Raw genomic sequence first — 20,080 nt, 5'->3', positions numbered from 1 at the left:
GTGACGGGCGATGTGCGGCGACTACCTCGCGGTCACCCCCCCACGCCGCCCGCCGCTACGAGGCGGCGAAGAGGCGTGCGGCGGCGCTGCATCCCCAGAGTCGGGCCCAGCACGGTGCCGCGATAGCGGAGATGATGACGCAGTTGTCGGCCGAGGCCCGGCTGTGGGGCCGGTCGGCACGGCACGCCCGCCACCGCGCCGGCTCGTCTTCGCGGGGCAGTACGGTCCGCGCGCCGCGGCTAGGATCTCCCTGTTTTTGCCTGCAACGGGGAGGACCATCCACATGCGATCGAAGTTGGCGGCCGGTGTCCTGGTGGCACTCGCCTTTCTGATCCCGGCCGCACCGGCGGCGGCTCAGGCCCAGGCGCCCGGGTTGGACCCGGCCTGCCAGACGGTCGAACGCAAGGTCTACACGGACATCCGCGAGCTGATCACCATCGACCTGGACACCGCCACCGATCAGGAGCTGCGGGTGTTGACCGCGCAGATCCTGCACGTGGCGAACACCGACGAGTTGCCCGTTCTGCCGCAAGCCATCCAGGAGCAGCTGAAGGGCACCCCGGAAGGCCTGCGCGCATTCCTCAAGCAGGGCGTGCTCGACGCCTGGTCGACGGGCCTGCGCGTCACGGTGGCCCAGACGCTGACGAACGCCGGCCCCAACGTCGAGGCAGCCGCACAGAAGCTGCTCGGTGCCCCCTCCATCGACGCCTACCTGGAATACCTGAACAACGGCGTGTACGAGGCACGTGAGCTGGACTGCAAGTCGCAGCCCACCGCCACCCCGACGTCGCAGCCCACCGCCACGCCGAGCGCCACGCCCAGCGCCACGTCGACCGCCGTGCCGACCGGTGCCCCCTCCGTCAGCCCGGGCGCTCCCGGCGGCGAGGGCGGCGGGCTGCCGGTGACCGGTTCCGACACCGCGACCGTGGCCGGCATCGGCGGCGCACTGCTGCTCCTCGGCGGCGTGGGCTTCGTGATCGGCCGCCGACGCCGGGCCCGCTTCGTGGCCTGACCTCCACCCGACGCGCCCGGCCCGACACTCCGTCAGGCCGGGCGCGTCCTGCGCGGCGCGTGACAAGCCCCGACCACACGATGGCGGCGAGAGCGGTCGCCGCTCTGCCGGTTGCCGTACTGCGTGAGGTACGCCAGGTATCCGTCCTCGTCACGGGGATGGGTGACGTGGACGCAGAGAACGGCGACCACTGAGGATCTGCAGTTCGTCTCCCCAGCCTTCGATGACGGGGGTCAGCACGGGCACGGGGCGCTCGCTGTCGAAGGCCGCGCACAGGCTCTCGACCCGCTCGAAGGTCGCCCGTATGGCGGCCGGATCGCCGTCGAGGGTGGCCTGTAGCAGAGACAGGAGTTCCTGTGCACCCCACTCGGGCACGGGGTGTTCGCGGAGTTCCCAGGGCAGGTACTTGTGATAGGGACGCACCCTTCCGGCCAGCGAAAAAATCACGTCCAGCAGCCAGGGCACTGATTCGGCAGCATCGAGGCGGCGTTCCAATTCGCGTCCGTCGCGGTCGCTCTTGAGGGCTCGGTAGGCATGGTTCAGCCACCCGTCCAGGCGGTCGTGCTCGACCAGAATCGTCTCTGCTTCGTCGGGCGTCACCGTGGCCAACCGGTGAAGGGCGGAGGGCAGCCGGCCCCGGGTGCGGTCGAGGAGGATCGGGGCCCACGCGAACGACCAGCGGAACCACCAGCCTCCGCTTCCGAACGGGGGTACCTCTTCCAACTGGGAGAGCGGGACCGGGATCTCGTCGAGATCCCGGGATCGGGTCGTTGTGCGCTCGCCCATGCCGTGGTCGGTGAGAACGACGTACACGTCCAGGTCTGAGCGCTCGGTGGCGAGCCCTCGGCCTACCGAACCGGAGAGGACCAGGCCCAGCAAGTCCTCGCCGTGATCCGCATCGTTCCGGGCCGCAAGCTCTGTCAGCACCTCCACGCGCCGGGACGAGAGACCCGGTGGAAGGTTCAGGCCGTCGGGTGCTTCGGTCACACGCAGCACCCTTCTCGCACCGAGCCGGCTGCAGCAAGCAGGTTTCTGTGACGCGCGCGCCGGCCTGGCGGGATGCTCCGACGGTGAACAGAGGGAACGGCTGGTGGGGCGGGCGGGGTTCGAACCCGCGACCGAGGGATTATGAGTCCCCTGCTCTAACCGGCTGAGCTACCGCCCCGTCACCGCGCCGGATCGTAACCTGCCGATCGATTCCCGGCCACCACCGACCGGGCGGCGACACAGGCCGCGACAGCACGATGGGCAACGCGAGAATAACAGCGAGCAGCCGGCCGACACGCGCCGGAAAGGCCTCAGGAACGAAGCTGGTCCAGCACCGCGCCGGCGGTGCGCCAACCGCTGGCGAGCGCGCCCTGGATGGACGGGCTGTCCCGGTGGTCGCCGGCCACGAACAGGCCGTCGCCGAGCGCCACCGGCTTGCGCAGCCGGCCCTGCGGCGGCGGGGCGGCGGGCAGCGCGTCCGGCACCGTGACGGTGGTGAGGTGGGTCCAGTCGGCGGTGGAGCGGCCGTAGAGGCGGTCCAGTTCGCGCCGGATCACCGGCTCGGGCGGGGCCTGCGGGCCGACCACGGAGGTGGCCACCAGGTGCTGGCCGTCCGGCGCGTACGTGGGCGCGGCCTTGCTGATCACCACCGTGTTGGCGACCAGTTCCCGCCGGTCGCCGTCGAGCAGCAGGATCGGCTCGTCGAGCGGCGCCGAGTCGGTGCGGTGGTAGTAGGTGGTGTAGGCGTGCATGCGTACCCGGCCGATCGTGGGCAGCAGCGTGGCCGCCGCGGGCGGGTCCGCGGCGACCACGACGGCGCGGCAGGTGATCTCGCCGGCCTCGGTGCGGACCCGGCCGGGCGCGACGGCGGTGACCGGCGTCCGCAGGGCGATCAGCTCGGCGGGCAGCGGCGCGGCGACGGCCCGGGGCAGCGCGCCCATGCCCCGCGCGGGCAGGCCGATCCGGCCCCGGGCGAACGAGCGCAGGATGACCGCGAACACGTGGCTGGAGGTGGCCAGCTCGCGGTCGAGCAGCACGCCGCTCAGGAACGGCCGGAGCAGTTCCTCGATGATCGCGCTGGAGAGCCCGGCCCGGCGCAGCGCCGTCTCGGTGCTGGTCTCCGGCGCGGTGAGCAGCCGCCCGACGGGCACTGTGGCGCAGCCGCCGGCGAGCGCGGCCAGGCGCAGCCGGTCGCGCAGCGAGCCGACGCCGGCGGTCAGCGCGCCGGGCGCACCGGTGGGCTCGCGCAGCGGGTTGACCAGCCGTTCCAGCCGGTCGCCGCGGCGCACCAGCACCCCGGAGGTGAACCAGCCCAGGTCGAGGGTGTCGAGGTCGAGCAGTGAGCCGAGCCGGGGGTAGGCGGTGTTGAGCACCTGAAAGCCCCGGTCCAGCAGGAATCCGTCGACCTCGTCGGTGGCGACCCGCCCGCCGAGCCGGTCGCCGGCCTCCAGCAGCCGCCACGGCACGCCGGCGCGGTGCAGCCGACGGGCGGCGGCGAGCCCGGCCAGGCCGCCGCCGACGATCACCACGTCGGTGTCAGGCACGGTCCGCCCCCGCTCCGGCGCGGTCGCCGTCGCGGTGCGACTTCGACAGCCGGCTCGGCCACCACACCTTGGGCCCGATGTCGTACGCGAGCGCCGGCACCAGCAGCGAGCGGACCACGATGGTGTCGAGCAGCACCCCGGCGGCGACCGCCACGCCCAGTTCCACCAGCACCACCAGCGGCAGCACGGCGAGCGCGGAGAACGTGGCGGCGAGCACGATGCCGGCGGAGGTGATGACGCCGCCGGTGACGGCCAGGCCGGCGAGCACCCCGGCCCGGGTGCCGCGCCGCACCGATTCCTCGCGGACCCGGCTCATCAGGAAGATGTTGTAGTCGATGCCGAGCGCGACCAGGAACACGAACGCGAACAGCGGGAAGGACTGGTCGACGCCGGGGAAGTCGAAGACGTACGTGAAGAGCAGCGCGCAGAGGCCGAGCGTGGCCAGGAACGACAGCACCACGGTGGCGATCAGCAGCACCGGGGCGACCAGGGCGCGCAGCAGCAGCGCCAGGATGATCGCGATGACCAGCAGCACCACCGGGATGATGACGTTGCGGTCGCGCACGGACGCGTCGGCGGTGTCGACGTTGATGGCGGTGAAGCCGCCGACCACGGCGTCCGCGCCGGGCACCGCGTGCACCGCCTCGCGCAGGTCGCGGATGGCCTGTTCGGCGCCGTTGCTGTCGGGCGGGTCGGCGAGCGTGACGTTGAGCTGCACCCGGCCGTCGACCACCTTCGGCGGCGCGTTGGGGTCGGGCGGCGCGTTCTGGCCCTGCTGGCCGAGCGGCGCCACCGAGGAGACGCCCTTGACGCCCTGTGCCACCTGGGCGACCCGCTGGGCGGCGGCCTGCTCGGTGAAGATGGTGGCCGGGCTGCCGGTGCCGGCCGGGAAGTGCCTGTCGATGACCTCCTGACCGGCCACCGAGTCGGTGCGCTGGGTGAACAGCTGCGTCTGGCCGAGGGTGGTGGCGCCGAGCTGGGTCACCCCGATCGCGAGGGCGGCCAGGACGACCGCGGTGACGATCCAGACGGTACGCGCGCGGCGCGCCACGAAGCCGGCGATGCGCCCCCAGATGCCGTGCTCGGTGCGCGGGTCGGCGTCGTCGTGCCGGGGGCGCCGGGGCCAGAACGCCCAGCGGCCGCCGAGCACCAGCAGGGCGGGCAGGAACGTCAGCATCACCAGCAGCGTGGCGGCGATGCCGACGGCGCTGACCGGGCCGAGCGCCCGGTTGGAGTTGAGGCTGGACAGCAGCAGGCAGAGCAGGCTGACGATGACGGTGGCACCGGAGGCGACGATGGCCGGGGCGGCGCCCTTCCAGGCGGCCTTCATGGCGTCCCAGGGGCGTTCGTGCCGGTGCAGTTCCTCGCGGTAGCGGGCGATGAGCAGCAGCGCGTAGTCGGTGCCGGCGCCGAAGACGAGCACGGTGAGGATGCCCTGCGCCTGCCCGTTGAGCTTGACCACGTCGTTCTTGGCCAGCAGGTAGACGGCGACGGCGGCCAGCGAGTACGACATCCCGGCGGCGAGCAACGGAAAGATCCAGAGCACCGGGCTGCGGTAGACGATCAGCAGGATGATGAGCACCACGACCAGGGTGACCAGCAGCAGCGGCCCGTCGATGGCGGAGAACACCTCGATCAGGTCGCCGAGCAGGCCGGCCGGGCCGGCCACGTCGACGCTGAGCCCGTCGCGGTCCGGGCCGGCGATGCCGCGCAGTTGGTCGACGACGCTGCGGATCTGTTCGCCCTCGGCGCTGTCGATCGGCACGATGATCTGGGCGGCCTGCTTGTCCTGGCTGACGATCGGTGGGGGCAGCGGGCCGATCACGCCGGGCACCTGGGCGAAGCGGGCGGCGTCGGCCTGGATCCGTTGCTGGTCGGCGGGCGTGATGCCGCCGGCGCGTTCGTAGACCACGAGCGCCGGGGTGGTCTCCCGGTCGACGAAGCCGGCGGAGAGGTCCTGCGCGCGGGTGGCCTCGGCGTCGGCCGGCAGGAAGGAGGCGTTGTCGTTGGTGGCGACCTCACCGAGCTTGCCGGCGTACGGGCCGGCGACGCCGCCGACGATCAGCCAGCCGAGCACCACCGCCACCGCGATCAGCGTCGCGGTCCAGCGGCTGCGTCCTGCGGCCATCTCCACCACCCTCGAATCGACGCATCAATCGACGCAGCGGGAGTCTAAGTCGACCCGGACCATCCTGCCGTCCCAAGCCGCGTTCGCGGGCGGAAATCGGGCGGGCCCGGCGACGAGAAACGCCCGCCGGCGGGGCCGACGGGCGTGTGGTGGAGCGAAGCTCCCCCGATTGGACTCGAACCAATAACCTGCCGGTTAACAGCCGGCTGCTCTGCCAATTGAGCTACAGGGGATCGTGCACCGCTCGGCTCGGATCTCCCCGTGCCGTGCGACGGGAAAAGAATACAGGACATCGGGGGGTGGTGCGCCAGTGGGTTGCCGGGCCCTCGGAATCGGGATAAATCGTCATCTCGGCACAGGGAGGCATGAGCCGAGAGGAGGATGGGTAGTTAGCCACCAACAGAGTTCAGGGACGGAAGGAGCCGCCATGCGCGGAAAGATCATGTTTCTTGGCGGGCTGGCAGCGGGATTCGTCCTGGGCGCCCGTGCCGGCCGGGAGAAGTACGAGGAGCTGGTGGTCCGCGGGCGTAAGGTGCTCGACCACCCGACCGTCCAGGAGGCGGCGGGCGTCGCGCAGGCCCAGGCGACCCGGCTCTACTCCGAGGGCAAGGACAAGCTCGGGCAGAGCAAGCTCGGCGAGAAGATCTCGACCGGCAACGGCAGCACGTCAGGGCTGACCGACGCCGACAAGCCGTTCGCCGGCACGCCGGCGGCCGTCGGCAGCAAGACCGGCACCACCGGTACGAGCACGACCGGCTCGACCACCACCGGCACCAAGCCGAACGGCACGAGCAGCACCCTCTGACATCAGCGGACAGCGGGCCGGACACCTTCGGGTGACCGGCCCGCTCCCGTGTGCCCGCCCCACGCGTTCACGCCGCCGTGACGGCGGTGTGGCACATTCTCCGGTGGGGAGGTGGACGATCACATGGCGATGGTCGGACCGGAGACCGGGGATCAGGCGCGGCTGCTGCGACTGCTGCGCGACGACGGCCCCCGGTCACGGGTGGAGCTGGTGGACGTCCTCGGGCTGCCCCGGGCACGGTTCGCCGCCGAGGCGGATCGGCTGACCGAGCTGGGCCTGGTGGAGACCGCCGGGCCGGCCGCGTCCCGGGGCGGGCGCCGCTCGTCGCTGCTGCGGATCGGCGCGCAGGTGCGCTTCGGCGCGGTCGCGCTCGGCGCCGGCCGGCTGCGGGTCGCGCTCACCGACGGCGAGCTGAACCCGCTCGCCCGCCTCGACGAGCCGGTCGACGTGCGGCTCGGCCCGGAACCGGTGGTCGGCCGCGCGGTCGAGCTGCTCGGCAAGCTGCGGGCCGAGGCCGGGCTGGCCCGGCTGACCGGCGTCGGCGTGGCGCTGCCCGCGCCGGTCGCGGTCCGCGACGGCTCGCCCGTCTCACCGCCCGCGCTGCCCGGCTGGCACCGATTTCCGGTACGCGACACGCTCGCCGCCGAGCTGGGCTGCCCGGTGCGGGTCGACAACGACGCGAACGCCATGGCGCTCGGCGAGCGGCACGCCGGCACCGGCCGCCCGTTCGACGACTTCCTCTACGTCAAGCTCGGTGACGCCGTCGGCTGCGGGCTGGTCCTCGGCGGCTCGCTCTACCGGGGCGCGGCCAGCGGGGCCGGCGACATCGGGCACCTCCAGCTCACCGAGGACGGGCCGCTCTGCGGCTGCGGCAACACCGGCTGCGTCGAGGCGTACTGCGGCGACGCCGCCCTGGTGCGGGAAGCGGCGACGGCCGCACGGGCCGGACGCTCGACGGCGCTGGCGGACCGGCTCGCGGCGGCCGGTGCGCTGACCGTGGCGGACGTCGCCGCGACGGCGACCGAGGGCGACCCGGCGGCGCAGATGCTGGTCCGCGACGCCGCCCGCCGGCTCGGCCAGGTGCTCGTCAACCTGGTCAGCTTCGTCAACCCGGCCATCGTGATCATCGGCGGCGCGGCGCCGGGCATCGGGCCGGTCCTGCTCGCCGAGATCCGGGGCGTGGTCTACCGTCGATCCACGCCGCTGGCCACCGGCAGCATGCCGATCGTCCTGTCCGACGTGGACGACCGCGCCGCCCTCGTCGGCGCCGCCCACCTGGTCAGCGACCAGGTCTACGCCGCCCGCTGACCGCTCCCTGCCCCCAAGCTGCCGGCGGCCACCAGCCCGTTGCCGAACCGCCGACCCGAACCCGTCCGGTCGCCAGGCCGTCGGCGCCCCCTGCTCGACCCGCCCAGCTCGCCGGGTCGAAGCGGGCCGGCGGCGTGCAGGCCCATGCCACGCCCTGCCCAGCGGCCCACCCCGCGCGTCGGCACGCCTACCGGGACAGCAGTGCCGCCCGGCACCGCATGCGTCTCGCGCGCCGACGAACCTGATGACGTAGGTGGGTCACGGCCGGTCCGCTTCACAGGGCTCGCCCCGCTGGTGAGTGGAACGCTATGGGTGCCAATCACGCCTTCAGACCCCCATGCCGTTCCACCCACGCCCCCACCGGACCACCGGTGGAACGTCATGGCACCGGAGGGGCGCGCCGGCCGGGGCGCGCCGGGCTGCCGTGACCGGCGCGCCGGAGGGGGCGCGCCGGCCGGGGTGGGCGGTCAGTCGCGGGTGCTGCTGAAGGCGGCGTCGAAGGCGGCGCTCGGGGCGTCGAAGGCGAGGCGGCGGACGAACTGGAGCGCCTCCGGCGCGCCGACCAGGCGGTCCATGCCGGCGTCCTCCCACTCGATCGAGATCGGGCCGTCGTAGCCGATCGCGTTCAACGCCCGGAAGCAGTCCTCCCAGGGCACGTCGCCGTGGCCGGTGGAGACGAAGTCCCAGCCGCGTCGCAGGTCGGCCCAGGGCAGGTGGGAGGAGAGCCGACCTCGCCGACCGTCGCCGGTGCGGACCTTCGCGTCCTTGCAGTCCACGTGGTAGATCCGGTCGGCGAAGTCGAAGATGAAGTTGACCGGGTCCAGCTCCTGCCAGACGAAGTGCGACGGGTCCCAGTTGAGCCCGAACGCCTCCCGGTGGCCGATCGCCTCCAGCGTGCGCTTCGTGGTCCAGTAGTCGTAGGCGATCTCGCTGGGGTGCACCTCGTGCGCGAAGCGCACGCCCACCTCGTCGAAGACGTCCAGGATGGGGTTCCACCGGTCGGCGAAGTCCTGGTAGCCGCGCTCGATCATGGCGGGCGGCACCGGCGGGAACATCGCCAGCGTGTGCCAGATGGACGAGCCGGTGAAGCCGACCACGGTGCGGACGCCGAGCTTCGCCGCCGCCCGCGCGGTGTCCTTCATCTCCTCGGCGGCCCGGCGGCGCACCCCCTCCGGCTCGCCGTCGCCCCAGATCCGGGCCGGCAGGATGTCCTGGTGCCGCTCGTCGATCGGATGGTCGCAGACCGCCTGACCGACCAGGTGGTTGGAGATGGTGAAGACCTGGAGGTTGTGCTTGGCGAGCGTCTCCCGCCTGCGCTCGACGTAGGAGTCGTCGGCGAGCGCCTTGTCGACCTCGAAGTGGTCGCCCCAACAGGCGATCTCCAGGCCGTCGTACCCCCACTCGGCGGCGAGCCGGCAGACCTCGTCGAACGGAAGATCGGCCCACTGGCCGGTGAAGAGCGTGATGGGTCGCGCCATTGTCCTTCTCCCCTGTCGTGGTGGGGGATTCCGTTGCGGACCGGGGCGAGGGTGACCGGGGGACGGCGACGGACGGGCACCGGTGGACGCCGTGGGCGTCTGCTCCCGACGGGTTGCGCCTCCCGTCGGGTCACCGGCCACCTCGCGGTCGCCGTCCCCACTCTATGGCCTACCTCACGGCAGGGTCCAGCGCTGGTTGGCGGCGCCGGTGCAGGTCCACAGGTGCACCGGCGTGCCGTCCGCCGAGTTGTTGCCGGACACGTCCAGGCACTTGCCCGACTGCGGGTTGCGCACCGTGCCGTCGGCCTGCGCCGACCAGGTCTGCGCACCGGTGCCGTTGCACGTCCACAGCTGGATCTTCGTGCCGTCGGCGTTGGCGCCGCCGTTGACGTCGAGACACTTGCCCAGCGCCTTCACCGGCCCGTTCGGCGTGACCGTCCAGGTCTGCGCCGTGAACGAGTTGCAGGTGTAGAGCTGGATCTGGGTGCCGTCGGCGGTCGCCGCGTTGCGTACGTCGAGGCACTTGCCGGCCAGTCCCTTCACCGGGCCGGTGCCGCCGGTGCCGCCACCGCCCCGGACCAGCGTGAAGTCGTCGACGTCGAACAGCCCGGAACCGCTGCCGGTGAACGTCAGGTGGACCGTCTGCGTCCCCGACGGCACCCCGCTCAGCGCGGTGGTGACGTCGGCGAACGTGGTCCAGCTTCCGGTGTTCGGCACCGCCACCTGGCCGAGCAGCGGGCCGGTGGGTGAGCCGGTGCGCACCTGGATCGTGCCGCCCGGCCCGCCCGAGACCACCCGGGCCCGCAGCGACGTCACCCCGGTCAGGTCCAGGCCCTGGTACGCGGCCCAGTCGCCCGGGTCGACGTACCCCAGGGTCTGTCCGCCGTTGGCCCCGGCCTTGGTGAACGCGCTGACGCCGCTGGCCGCGCTGAACGACTCGGCCTGCACGGTGGTGTTGCCGGTGGGCGGGGGCGGGGTGCCGCCCAGTTCCTTGATCCGGATGTTGCGGAACGAGGCGTCGTCGCCGGTGCCGTGGTTCTGGATGCCGACGTGCCCGGCGAGCGACCGGACCGGGTCGGTGTTGGTGAAGTCGTTGATCCGGACGCCGTTGAGGAAGACCTGGAGTCGTTCGCCCTCGACCAGGATCTCGTAGGTGTTCCACTCCCCCGCCGGGTTCAGCGCCGCGTCCCGGGCCGCCAGGTCGGCGGACTTGAACCCGTAGATCGCGCCGGTGGTCTTGTCCGCCGAGTCGGTGGGGTCGATCTGCACCTCGTAGCCGTTGTTCACCGCCGAGTTCGGGTCGCTCGACGGCGGGAAGCCGACGAACACCCCGGAGTTGTCGTCGCCGGCGAGCCGCCAGTCCAGCTTGAGCGAGTAGTTGGTGAACTGCTTCGCGCTGTACCAGTAGAGGCCCATGCCGCCGACCGAGGTGAGCGTGGCGTCCGAGTTGGTGAAGCTGCCCGGCCCGGCCTGCGACCAGCCGGTGGTGCCGCCGTCGTAGAGCGCGGTGTAGCCGGTCTCCGGCCGGCAGTCGGCCTTCGTGCGCCCGGCGGCGTAGCGGATGCCGCCGAGCAGGTGGGCGCGGAACGCGGGCTCGGCGTACGACGCCTGGGTGTGTCCGCCGCCGGTGTAGAAGGACCGGCCGCCGCTGACGGACTTGCACCAGGCGTGCGGGTGGTCGCCGCCCATCGAACCCCCGCTGTAGGTGGACTCGTCGAGGCTGGCCAGCACGTGCGCGGTGGAGCGGGCGTTGGTGCGGTAGTCGTACCACTCGTCGGTGCGGTTCCAGCGTTGCGGCAGGTGCGCGGTGGCGGCGTGCGCCCGGTCCTCCACCCTGACGGTGGCCGGCTGGATCGCCGGGTGGGACGCGAACCAGGCGCCGACCAGGTTGCCGTAGAACGGCCAGTCGTACTCGGTGTCGGCGGCGGAGTGCACGCCGACGTATCCGCCGCCGGCGCCGATGTAGCTCTCGAACGCGGCCTGCTGGGTCGCGTTGAGCACGTCGCCGGTGGTGTTGAGGAAGATCACCGCCTCGAAGCGGGACAGGTTGGCGGTGGTGAACTGGGTGGCGTCCTCGGTCGCGGTGACCGTGAAGTTGTTCGCCGCGCCCAGGTCGCGGACGGTCTGCGTGCCGACCGCGATGGAGTCGTGCCGGAAGCCCGCGGTCTTGGAGAAGACCAGCACGTCGTAGGGGGCGTCGGCGGCGCTCGCCGGGGTGGCGGCGCTGGTGGCGGCCACGACGGTCATCGCCACCAGCGCGATACGGCGGAGTCTCATCGTCGTTCTCCCTTCCCACCTCACGGCAGCGTCCACTTCTGGTTGGCCGCGGCCGTGCAGGTCCACAGGTGCACCGGCGTGCTGTCGGCCGAGTTGTTGCCGGACACGTCCAGGCACTTGCCGGACTGCGGGTTGCGCACCGTGCCGTCGGCCTGCGCCGACCAGGTCTGCGCGCCGGTGCCGTTGCACGTGTAGAGCTGGATCTTGGTGCCGTCCGCGCTCGCGCCGCCGGAGACGTCGAGGCACTTGCCGTACGCCTTGACCGTCGAGTTGGGCGTCACGGTCCAGGTCTGCGCGGCGGTGCCGTTGCAGGTGTAGAGCTGGATCTGGGTGCCGTCGGCGGTCGCCGCGTTGCGTACGTCGAGGCACTTGCCGGCCAGTCCCTTCACCGGCCCGGTCCGGACGGCCGAGGTGGTGAACGTGAACGCGTCCAGGTCGTAGAGCGCCCCGGTGCCGCCGGCGAACGTCAGGTAGAGCGTGGTGGTGCCGGCCGGCGGGTTGGTGATGGTGCCGGTGACCGTGGTGAACGAGTCCCAGGCGCCGGTGACCGGGACGGTGGCCGAGCCGAGCACGGTGCCGGTGGCCGAGCCGGCCCGCACCTGGAGCGTGCCGCCCGCGCCGGCCGAGGAGACCCGGGCGCTGAACCCGGCGGCGTCGGCGAGCAGGTAGGGCTGGAACGCGATCCAGTCGCCGTTGTTGATGTCGCCGACGGTCTTGCCACCCTCGGCGGTGCCCTTGTCGAACGTGTTGATCCCGGACGAGGTCTTGAAGTGCTCGGCCTGCCGGTGCCGGGGCTGGAGCGTGTGCTGGGTGTGGGTGGTGAGGCCGCCGGAGTCGGTGTACTCGGCGTCGAAGATGGCGAAGATGTTCGCCGCGTCGTCGTGCTCGCCGTCCACGGGGATGGCGATCGTGCCGGTGCAGCCGGTCGCCGAGGTGATCTGGTGGCCGTGCTGGTCGTGGCCGAGCACGTAGGTCATCTTGACCTTGGTGCAGTCGATGGTGGCGTCCTCCGGGTCGGTGACGGTGATCCGGAACGGGACCGTGTCGCCGAAGGAGAAGAGCTTGCCGTTGCCGGGCGTCTCGATGACCACTGTCGGCGCGGTGTTGCCGACGGTGATCGTCACGCTCGCGGTGCCGGTGGCGCCCTGCGGGTCGCGGACGGTCAGCGTGGCGGTGTAGCGGCCGTCGGCGGTGTAGGTGTGCGACGGGTTGGCGGCGGTGGAGGTGCCGCCGTCGCCGAACGCCCAGGCGTAGGTGAGCGCGCCGCTCTCCGGGTCGGACGAGCCGGCCGAGGAGAACGCCACGGTCAGCGGCGCGACGCCGGAGGTCTTGTCGGCGGCGGCTCGGGCCACCGGGGCGCGGTTGCCGCCGCCCAGGTAGTCGAAGCGGTAGAGCGCCGAGTTGGCGTCGCCGTTGAAGTAGCCGGTGCCGTAGTCGAGTACGTAGTAGGCGCCGTCCGGGCCGAACGCGGAGTCCATCACCTGCTTGCCGGTCCACGGGAACGCGTCGATGGTGCCGGGTGAGCCGTCCGCGTTGACGTGGATCGGCTTGATCCAGCCGCGCCCGAACTCGGTGGCGAAGAACTGCCCGTCGAAGGTCTGCGGGAACTTGGTGGTGGACGGGTTGGCCGCGTCGTATCGGTAGACCGGGCCGCCCATCGGCGACTCGGAGCCGCCGCCGAACTCGGGCGGGCTGCCCGCGTCGCCGGCGTAGCGGATCCAGGCCGGCTTGGCGGCCGGCAGCGTGGTCAGGCCGGTGTTGCGGAACGAGTTGTTGGTCGGTCCACCGGTGCAGTTGAACTTCGCGCCGGCGGTGCCGGTGGCGAAGTCCCACTCGGCGTACGTCTCGGTGGCGGTGTTGGTGCCGGTGCAGTACGGCCAGCCGTAGTTTCCCGGCCCGGTGACCCGGTCGAACTCGACCTGCCCGGACGGGCCGCGCGCCGAGGTGGTGCCGGCGTCCGGCCCGTAGTCGCCGACGTAGACGACGCCGGTGGCCTTGTCGACGCTCATCCGGAACGGGTTGCGGAAGCCCATCGCGTAGATCTCGGGGCGGGTCTTCGCGGTGCCGGGCGCGAACAGGTTGCCGCTGGGGATCGAGTAGGTGCCGTTGGCGTTCACCTTGATCCGCAGGATCTTGCCGCGCAGGTCGTTGGTGTTGCCGGCGCTGCGCTGCGCGTCGTATCCGGGGTTGCGGTTGGTGCGCTCGTCGATCGGGGCGTAGCCGGCGGAGTCGAACGGGTTGGTGTCGTCGCCGGTGGAGAGGTAGAGGTTGCCGGCGGCGTCGAAGTCGATGTCGCCGCCGACGTGGCAGCACAGCCCCCGGTCGGCCGGCACGTCGAGCACGTCGACCTTGCTGGACTGGTTGAGCGTGAAGTCGGCGTTGAGCGTGAACCGGGAGAGCCGGTTGACGCCCTGCCAGGCGGAGAAGTCGGTGCCGGTGGCCGGCGCGTCCCCGGCCGGGGTGGAGAGCGGCGGCGCGTAGTAGAGATAGATGTGCCGGTTGGTGGTGAAGCCGGGGTCGACGCCGACGCCCTGCAACCCCTCCTCGTCGTGGGTGTAGACCGGCAGCGTGCCGACGACCGTGGTGGCGCCGGCCGCGTCGGTGCGGCGCAGCGTGCCGTTGCGGGCGGTGTGCAGGACCGAGCGGTCGGGCAGCACGGCGAGCGACATCGGTTCGCCGGTCTCGGCGACGCCGCGGGCCAGCTCGACCTGCTGGAAGTCGCTCGCCGTGATGGGGTGGGCGGACGCCGGGACGGGCGTCGTGGCCAGGGTGACCGTGCCGGCGGTGGCGGCGAGCAGCAGCGCCGCGCCGGCGGCCAGTCGTCGTCGGGCGGGTGGGTGGTGGGGGTGGCTGGACATGCCGTGCAGTCCTTCCTGACGCGCGCAGCCAGGATCGGGCGCGCGTCGCGCCGGATGCCGAAAGGGGGGAGCTGGTGCTGGGCACGACATTAAGACCTTTCGATCGGCATGTCCATAGCTTCTGATCGATCGGAAACTACTTTTGACGCAGATCGACAAAAGTTAGCCCGGCGAGGTGGAGTAGCAACGCCTTCACCTCGGTCGCCGCGACCCGCTCCCGGGCCGCCGTCGGGTCGGAACAGAGCAGCACCGGACCGTCCGCCGGGTCGGCCGGCAGCCGCCCGTGCGAGCCGCGGACCGCCCGCGCGCCCGCGTCCAGCCCCACCACGCTCATCAGGTAGCGCATCCCGAGCTTCTTGCGGGCCAGCGCCACCGCCGCCCGGCGCTTCGCCGCGCCCGGCGCGGCCGGGTCGAAGAACAGCTCGGCCGGGTCGTAGCCGGGCTTGCGATGGATCTCGACCAGCCGGGCGAAGTCGGGCGCCCGCGCGTCGTCGAGCCAGTAGTAGTAGGTGAACCAGGCGTCCGGCGCGGCCACCAGCACCAACTCGCCGGAGCGGGCATGGTCCAGCCCGTAGCCGGCCTGCCCGGTCGCGTCCAGCACCTCGGCCACGCCCGGTAGCGCGGCGCAGAGCTTCGCCACCGCCGGCACGTCGGCCGGGTCCCGCACGTAGACGTGCGCGACCTGGTGGTCGGCCACCGCGAAGGCCCGCGACGTCCACGGCTCCAGGTATTCCATTCCGGCCTGGGTGTGCACCCGCAGCAGCCCCTCGGCGCGCAGCATCCGGTTGACGTCCACCGGGCGGGACACGTCGGTGATGCCGTACTCCGACAGCGCCACCACCGTGGCGTCGCGCTCGCGCGCCGCGTCCAGCAACGGCCCGAGCACCGCGTCCAGCTCCGCCGCCGCGGCGGCGGCCCGCGGCGCGGACGGGCCGAAGCGTTGCAGGTCGTAGTCGAGGTGCGGCAGGTAGACCAGGGTCAGGTCCGGGGCGTGGTCGGCGAGGATCCGCTGCGCGGCCCGGCTGATCCACGCCGAGGACGGCAGCCCCGCGCCCGGCCCCCAGTAGCTGAACAGCGGAAACGTGCCGAGCGCGTCGGTGAGCGTGTCGTGCAGCTCCGGCGGGTCGGTCCAGCAGTCCGGCTCCTTGCGCCCGTCCGCGTGGTAGACCGGGCGCGGCGTGACCGTCCAGTCGACGTCCGCGCCCATCGCGTACCACCAGCAGACGTTCGCCACCCGGTAGCCCGGCTCGACCCGGCGGGCCGCCTGCCACACCTTCTCGCCGCCGACCAGCGCGTGGTGCTGCCGCCAGAGCAGCACCTCGCCGAGGTCCCGGAAGTACCAGCCGTTGCCCACCACGCCGTGCCCGGCGGGCGGCTCGCCGGTGAGGAAGGTGGCCTGCGCCGAGCAGGTCACCGCCGGCAGCACGGTGCCCAGCTCGGCGGCGAAACCGGCCTCGGCCACCGCGCGCAGCCGCGGCATGTGCGCCAGCAGCCGCGGCGTCAGCCCCACCACGTCCAGCACCACCAGCCGCCGGCTCATGAGGGCACCCCCACCCCGCCGGCCACGCCGAGCGCGGCCAGTTCGTCGCGGGCGAAGGCCAGTTCGGCGGCGATGCCGGCGGCCAGCTCCGCGTCGCCGCGCGGCCGCCGCGCCTGCGGCAGCACCCCCCAGGTGTACGTCTCCACGTCGAGGTGGTCGCAGCCGGCGGCCGGTCCGGCGAACAACGCGGCGAGGGCGGCCCGCAGCACCGGCACGGTCGAGCGCAACGGTTCCTCGGGTGGCGCGTGCAACGGCACGTGGTAGTGCACCCGCCAGGCCCCGGGCAGCCGCGCGTCCAGCGCCGCGTCCAGGTCGTCGGCCGCCCACGCCGGGTCGGCCGGGTCGACCGCGCCGGCGCAGCCCGCCGCCCGGGTCTGGTGCAGGAACCTCGGCTCGACGAAGCGGCGCAGCGCGCCGGTCGCGCCGGCCGGGTCGGGCGCCTCGACGGCGGCCGAGACCTGCACCTTGACCACCGGCAGCCCGGCGTCGCGCAGCCGGGCCAGCGCGTCGGCCGGCTCCTCCCAGGCGCACGCCAGGTGCGCCAGGTCCAGGCAGATCCCGAGCCACTCCGGGTCCACGCCGGACAGCGTCGCGGCGGCCTGCCCGGTCGACTCGACCAGGCAGCCGGGCTCCGGCTCGAAGCCCACCCGGACCGTCCGGCCGGTGTCGCGTCGGACGGCGGCCAGCCCGGCGGTCAACGCGTCGAGCCGGCGGCGGGCCACGTCGGCCCGCGCCGGGTCCCACGGCGTGCGCCAGGCCAGCGGCAGCGTCGAGATCGAACCCCGGGCCGCGTCGTCGGGCAGCAGGTCGGCGAGCACGCGGGCCAGGTCCACTGTGTACGCGAGGCGCTCCGGCGTGGTCCAGTCCGGCCGGTAGACGGCGCCCTTGACCACCGGCGCCTGGAACGCCGCGTACGGGAAGCCGTTGAGCGTGACCACCTCCAGCCCGCGTACGGTCAGCTCGTGGCGCAGCCGGCGGCGGGCCGCCGGGTCGGCGGCGAGCGCGGCGGCCACCGGTGCGGCCAGCCACAGCCCCAGCCCGAGCAGGTCGGTGTCGAGTCGCCGGCGGACCGCCACCGCGTAGGTGTCGAGTTGGGCGAGGATGCCCGGCAGGTCCTCCGCCGGGTGGACGTTGGTGCAGTAGCCGAGGTGGACGGTGGTGCCGTCGGCGTGGCGCAGCCGCATCACGCGCCTCCCCGCAGGATCGAGTTGCCGGCGAAGGTGGCGGCCGGGTCCTCCAGGTCGGTCAGGTCGAGCCGGCCGGACTGGCCGTAGAACTCCACCGGGTTGCGCCACAGCACCCGGTCCACGTCGTCGGCGTCGAACCCGGCGTCCAGCATCGCCTCCCCGGTGGCCCGGGTGAGCAGCGGGTCGGAGCGCCCCCAGTCGGCGGCCGAGTTGACCAGCATCCGCTCCGTCCCGTACGCCTTCAGCAGCTCGACCATCCGCGGCGGCGACATCTTGGTCTCCGGATAGATCGAGAAGCCGAGCCAGCAGCCGGTGTCCCGGACCAGGTCCACGGTCACCTCGTTGAGGTGGTCGATCAGCACCCGCCCGGGCGCGATGCCCGACTCGGCGACCACCGCCAGGGTGCGTTCGACGCCGCGCGCCTTGTCCCGGTGCGGGGTGTGCACCAGGGCCGGCAGGTCGTGCGCGACGGCCAGGGCGAGCTGCCCGGCCAGCGCGGCGTCCTCGGCCGGCGTCATCGCGTCGTAGCCGATCTCGCCGACCGCCACCACGCCGTCCTTGTCCAGATAGCGGGGCAGCACGTCGAGCACCGGGCGGCAGCGCGGGTCGTTGGCCTCCTTCGGGTTCAGCGCCACGGTGGCGTGGTGCCGGACGCCGAACTGGCCGGCCCGGAACGGCTCCCAGCCGATCAGCGAGTCGAAGTAGTCGACGAAGCTCTGCACGCCGGTACGCGGCTGGCCCAGCCAGAACGCCGGCTCGACCACCGCCCGCACCCCGGCGGCGGCCATCCGCTCGTAGTCGTCGGTGGTCCGGGACGTCATGTGGATGTGCGGGTCGAAGATGCGCATGTCACGCCTCCGTGGTGGTGGTGAGCCGGTCGAGCAGGTCGGTGGCGTCGGCCGGCATGGCCCGTCCGGCGGCGTGCCGCTCGGCGGCGTACGCGGCGAGCATCTGCGCCAGCTCGCCGTCGGCCCGGTCGGGCAGGCCGTCCACCACGGCCAGCGGCACACCGGCGAAGACGCACTTCAGCACCGCCTGCCGCCAGGCCGGCTGCTCCAGGTGCCGGGCGTAGGGGCCGAGCGCGGCGGCGACCAGCCGGGTGTCGTTGGTGCGGATCGCGTCGTGCAGCAGCGGCACGCACTCCGCCCCGATCGGCAGCAGCGGCAGGGCCCGCAGCACGGCCCGCTTCTCCGCGGCGTCGCCCTCCCGGTAGAGCGTCTCGGCGACCGTGGCGTGACCGCCGGGCAGCGCGGTGAGCAGCAGCGCCCGGGCGGCCTCGTCGACGGTCCAGCCGGGCGGGTCGGGCACCGGACCGCGTCCGCACCGCCGGGCGGCGGCGGCGAAGTAGCGCGGGATCGCCGCGGGTTCGGTCGCGACGCGGCGCAGTGCCGCGTCCAGCCACTGCGGATCGGGTACGCCCCGCAGCGCGGCGCGCAGTCGGTCGGGTGTCATGCCGTCTCCCTCTGCCGGTGGTGGAAGGTGGTCGGTCACCGCCTCTCGCCGCGGCGGGCGGCGGCGCGCAGGAAGTCGAGCGAGCGGGCGGCGACGGTCGGGGCGGCGTGCGCGTGCCGGGGCAGCTCCACCGCCACCAGGCCGGGGTAGCCGGCGTCGGCGAGGGCGGCCAGCACCGGCGGGAAGTCGATCTCCCCGGCGCCGAACTCCAGGTGCTCGTGCACGCCCCGGCGCATGTCGTCGATCTGCACGTTGACCAGGTGCTCGGCGACCGCCGTCACGCAGTCGGGCACCGGCAGCGGCTCCAGGCAGCGGCAGTGTCCGATGTCGAGGGTGATGCCGAAGCCGGGCGGCGCGCCGAGCGCGTCGCGCAGCCGCCGCCAGCCGGCGATGTCCTCGACCAGCATGCCCGGCTCGGGTTCGAAGCCCAGCGGCACGCCGGCCGCCTCGGCGCAGACCGTGGCGCACCCGGCGACCAGGCGCTCCCACGCGACCGCCGGGGGCACCTCGGGCGGTCGGACGCCGGCCCAGAAGGAGACCGCCTCGGCGCCCAGGTCCGCCCCGATCCGGACGGCCCGGCGGAGGAACTCGATGCGCCGGGACGGGTCGTCGTGCAGCAGCGTCGGGGCGTGCTTGTGCCACGGGTCGAGCAGGTAGCGGGCCCCGGTCTCGACCACCACGGCCAGCCCCAGCGCGCTCAGCCGGCGGCGCACGGCGTCCACCCGGCGGGCCAGCCCGGGAGCGAACGGGTCCAGGTGGTCGTGGTCCAGGGTGAGCGCCACCCCCTCGTACCCGAGGTCGGCGAGCACACCGAGCGCGTCGTCGAGGCGGTGGTTGGCGAAGCCGTTGGTGCCGTACCCGAATCGCAGCCGGCCCGGCGCGGTCGCGGGCCGGCGGGGCGCGGCGGCCGGCGTCACGGTGGTCATGTCGGCGAGACCAGCCGGGCCAGGCGTCGGCCGAGCGGGGCGGCGCCGGCCACCGCGAGGCCGAGCAGCCCGGCGCCGGCGCGGGCGGTCAGCGCGCCCTGCAACGCGGGCAGCCCGGTGATGCCGGCGCCGACCGCCGCCCGCACCCGGGCCGGCGACGGGTCGGCGAGCACCCGGGCCTGCGCCCGCCCGTACCGAACCATGTACCCCGCCGCCAACGCCCCCGGCACGAGGCGAAGGAAGGGCCCCTTCTTAACGCATTCGGTAGAGGAGGGGGCCCCGCTTAACACGGTCGGCCGGCCCGGGGCGGCGAGCGCGATCAGCGCGGTGCCGGCGAGCGTGAAGGCGGGCATCCGGCGGTCGGTCGCGCCGGTCACCTCGCGGCGGGACAGCGCGGTGACGGTCCAGGTGTGCGCGGCGACGGTCAGCGCGGCCGGCAACGCCCGCAGCAACGCCGGTCCGACGCCCCCGCCCGACCCGCCGGCACCCCGGCCGCGGCCGACGCCAGACCGCCCCCCGCCCGACCCGCCCGCACCCCGGCCGCGGCCGACGCCAGACCGCCCCCCGCCCGACCCGCC

At 73.5% G+C, this 20,080-nt stretch carries 15 protein-coding genes and 2 tRNA genes; 3 read left to right on the top strand and 14 right to left on the bottom strand.

The window, feature by feature from the left end:
- Positions 1–283 precede the first annotated feature (283 nt).
- Entirely contained in the window at positions 284–1,012 is a 729-nt protein-coding gene (locus GA0070213_RS05990) for a PT domain-containing protein (RefSeq protein ID WP_091058698.1), read from the top strand.
- Between the two features lie 150 nt (positions 1,013–1,162).
- On the opposite strand, the gene GA0070213_RS05985 is transcribed toward GA0070213_RS05990, so the two are convergent.
- From GA0070213_RS05985 to GA0070213_RS05965, 5 genes are all read right to left on the bottom strand, one after another.
- The gene (locus GA0070213_RS05985) at positions 1,163–1,999 is read right to left on the bottom strand and encodes a nucleotidyltransferase domain-containing protein (protein WP_175441228.1); all 837 of its coding nucleotides are present in this window, start codon (positions 1,997–1,999) and stop codon (positions 1,163–1,165) included.
- Positions 2,000–2,100: 101 nt separating this feature from the next.
- Positions 2,101–2,177: transfer RNA gene (locus GA0070213_RS05980), tRNA-Ile, on the bottom strand.
- 133 nt (positions 2,178–2,310) lie between these two features.
- Positions 2,311–3,543 carry an FAD-dependent oxidoreductase gene (locus tag GA0070213_RS05975; protein ID WP_091058692.1) on the bottom strand — a complete coding sequence of 411 codons (1,233 nt, stop codon included), beginning with the start codon at positions 3,541–3,543 and terminating at the stop codon, positions 2,311–2,313.
- Entirely contained in the window at positions 3,536–5,671 is a 2,136-nt protein-coding gene (locus GA0070213_RS05970) for an MMPL family transporter (protein ID WP_091060028.1), read from the bottom strand. Before GA0070213_RS05970 ends, GA0070213_RS05975 begins: the two co-directional genes overlap by 8 nt.
- Before the next feature lie 160 nt (positions 5,672–5,831).
- Positions 5,832–5,904 (bottom strand) — tRNA-Asn (locus GA0070213_RS05965).
- A gap of 194 nt (positions 5,905–6,098) precedes the next feature.
- Between GA0070213_RS05965 and GA0070213_RS05960 the strand changes: the two genes are divergently transcribed.
- Both GA0070213_RS05960 and GA0070213_RS05955 read left to right on the top strand, forming a co-directional pair.
- On the top strand, positions 6,099–6,476 hold the full coding sequence (locus GA0070213_RS05960) for a hypothetical protein (protein ID WP_091058687.1): 378 nt from the start codon (positions 6,099–6,101) through the stop codon (positions 6,474–6,476).
- A 123-nt stretch (positions 6,477–6,599) separates the two neighbouring features.
- The gene (locus GA0070213_RS05955) at positions 6,600–7,784 is read left to right on the top strand and encodes an ROK family transcriptional regulator (RefSeq protein ID WP_091058683.1); all 1,185 of its coding nucleotides are present in this window, start codon (positions 6,600–6,602) and stop codon (positions 7,782–7,784) included.
- A gap of 467 nt (positions 7,785–8,251) precedes the next feature.
- Here the strand turns inward: GA0070213_RS05955 and GA0070213_RS05950 are convergent, their stop codons facing one another.
- The 9 genes from GA0070213_RS05950 to GA0070213_RS05910 all read right to left on the bottom strand — a co-directional run bounded on the left by GA0070213_RS05950 (position 8,252) and on the right by GA0070213_RS05910 (position 19,954).
- Positions 8,252–9,262 carry a sugar phosphate isomerase/epimerase family protein gene (locus GA0070213_RS05950; protein WP_091058679.1) on the bottom strand — a complete coding sequence of 337 codons (1,011 nt, stop codon included), beginning with the start codon at positions 9,260–9,262 and terminating at the stop codon, positions 8,252–8,254.
- Between the two features lie 174 nt (positions 9,263–9,436).
- Positions 9,437–11,539 carry a ThuA domain-containing protein gene (locus tag GA0070213_RS05945; protein WP_091058676.1) on the bottom strand — a complete coding sequence of 701 codons (2,103 nt, stop codon included), beginning with the start codon at positions 11,537–11,539 and terminating at the stop codon, positions 9,437–9,439.
- Between the two features lie 20 nt (positions 11,540–11,559).
- The gene (locus tag GA0070213_RS05940) at positions 11,560–14,397 is read right to left on the bottom strand and encodes a carbohydrate-binding protein (RefSeq protein WP_091058673.1); all 2,838 of its coding nucleotides are present in this window, start codon (positions 14,395–14,397) and stop codon (positions 11,560–11,562) included.
- A gap of 136 nt (positions 14,398–14,533) precedes the next feature.
- Positions 14,534–15,937 (bottom strand): alkaline phosphatase family protein, encoded by a 1,404-nt coding sequence (locus GA0070213_RS05935; protein ID WP_091058670.1) that lies wholly within the window; start codon positions 15,935–15,937, stop codon positions 14,534–14,536.
- Positions 15,934–17,121: a metabolite traffic protein EboE gene (gene eboE, locus GA0070213_RS05930; protein WP_091058666.1), complete on the bottom strand. Its 1,188-nt coding sequence runs from the start codon at positions 17,119–17,121 to the stop codon at positions 15,934–15,936. Before eboE ends, GA0070213_RS05935 begins: the two co-directional genes overlap by 4 nt.
- Complete coding sequence (locus GA0070213_RS05925; RefSeq protein WP_091058663.1) at positions 17,121–17,972, bottom strand: TatD family hydrolase; 852 nt, start codon at positions 17,970–17,972, stop codon at positions 17,121–17,123. Before GA0070213_RS05925 ends, eboE begins: the two co-directional genes overlap by 1 nt.
- Position 17,973: 1 nt before the next feature.
- Entirely contained in the window at positions 17,974–18,576 is a 603-nt protein-coding gene (locus GA0070213_RS05920) for an EboA domain-containing protein (protein ID WP_091058660.1), read from the bottom strand.
- A gap of 35 nt (positions 18,577–18,611) precedes the next feature.
- A complete protein-coding gene (locus GA0070213_RS05915; protein WP_091058657.1) occupies positions 18,612–19,502 on the bottom strand; it encodes a sugar phosphate isomerase/epimerase family protein in 891 nt (296 codons plus the stop codon).
- Positions 19,499–19,954, bottom strand: a complete 456-nt coding sequence (locus GA0070213_RS05910) for a UbiA prenyltransferase family protein (protein WP_245716277.1) — start codon at positions 19,952–19,954, stop codon at positions 19,499–19,501. The genes GA0070213_RS05915 and GA0070213_RS05910 overlap by 4 nt, the downstream gene beginning before the upstream one ends.
- Between the last annotated feature and the right edge of the window lie 126 nt (positions 19,955–20,080).

It is taken from the genome of Micromonospora humi, assembly GCF_900090105.1.
Lineage (GTDB): Bacteria > Actinomycetota > Actinomycetes > Mycobacteriales > Micromonosporaceae > Micromonospora > Micromonospora humi.
The sequence above is the reverse complement of the archived record's forward strand: the minus strand, read 5'-3'. Positions and strand labels throughout refer to the sequence as shown.

Bases quoted from the DNA above. Each gene is read 5' to 3' on its own strand.
- GA0070213_RS05990 (WP_091058698.1), top strand. From the start codon at position 284: ATGCGATCGAAGTTGGCGGCCGGTGTCCTGGTGGCACTCGCCTTTCTG.
- GA0070213_RS05970 (WP_091060028.1), bottom strand. From the start codon at position 5,671: ATGGCCGCAGGACGCAGCCGCTGGACCGCGACGCTGATCGCGGTGGCG.
- GA0070213_RS05960 (WP_091058687.1), top strand. From the start codon at position 6,099: ATGCGCGGAAAGATCATGTTTCTTGGCGGGCTGGCAGCGGGATTCGTC.
- GA0070213_RS05955 (WP_091058683.1), top strand. From the start codon at position 6,600: ATGGCGATGGTCGGACCGGAGACCGGGGATCAGGCGCGGCTGCTGCGA.
- GA0070213_RS05950 (WP_091058679.1), bottom strand. From the start codon at position 9,262: ATGGCGCGACCCATCACGCTCTTCACCGGCCAGTGGGCCGATCTTCCG.
- GA0070213_RS05945 (WP_091058676.1), bottom strand. From the start codon at position 11,539: ATGAGACTCCGCCGTATCGCGCTGGTGGCGATGACCGTCGTGGCCGCC.
- GA0070213_RS05940 (WP_091058673.1), bottom strand. From the start codon at position 14,397: ATGTCCAGCCACCCCCACCACCCACCCGCCCGACGACGACTGGCCGCC.
- GA0070213_RS05935 (WP_091058670.1), bottom strand. From the start codon at position 15,937: ATGAGCCGGCGGCTGGTGGTGCTGGACGTGGTGGGGCTGACGCCGCGG.
- eboE (WP_091058666.1), bottom strand. From the start codon at position 17,121: ATGCGGCTGCGCCACGCCGACGGCACCACCGTCCACCTCGGCTACTGC.
- GA0070213_RS05925 (WP_091058663.1), bottom strand. From the start codon at position 17,972: ATGCGCATCTTCGACCCGCACATCCACATGACGTCCCGGACCACCGAC.
- GA0070213_RS05920 (WP_091058660.1), bottom strand. From the start codon at position 18,576: ATGACACCCGACCGACTGCGCGCCGCGCTGCGGGGCGTACCCGATCCG.
- GA0070213_RS05915 (WP_091058657.1), bottom strand. From the start codon at position 19,502: ATGACCACCGTGACGCCGGCCGCCGCGCCCCGCCGGCCCGCGACCGCG.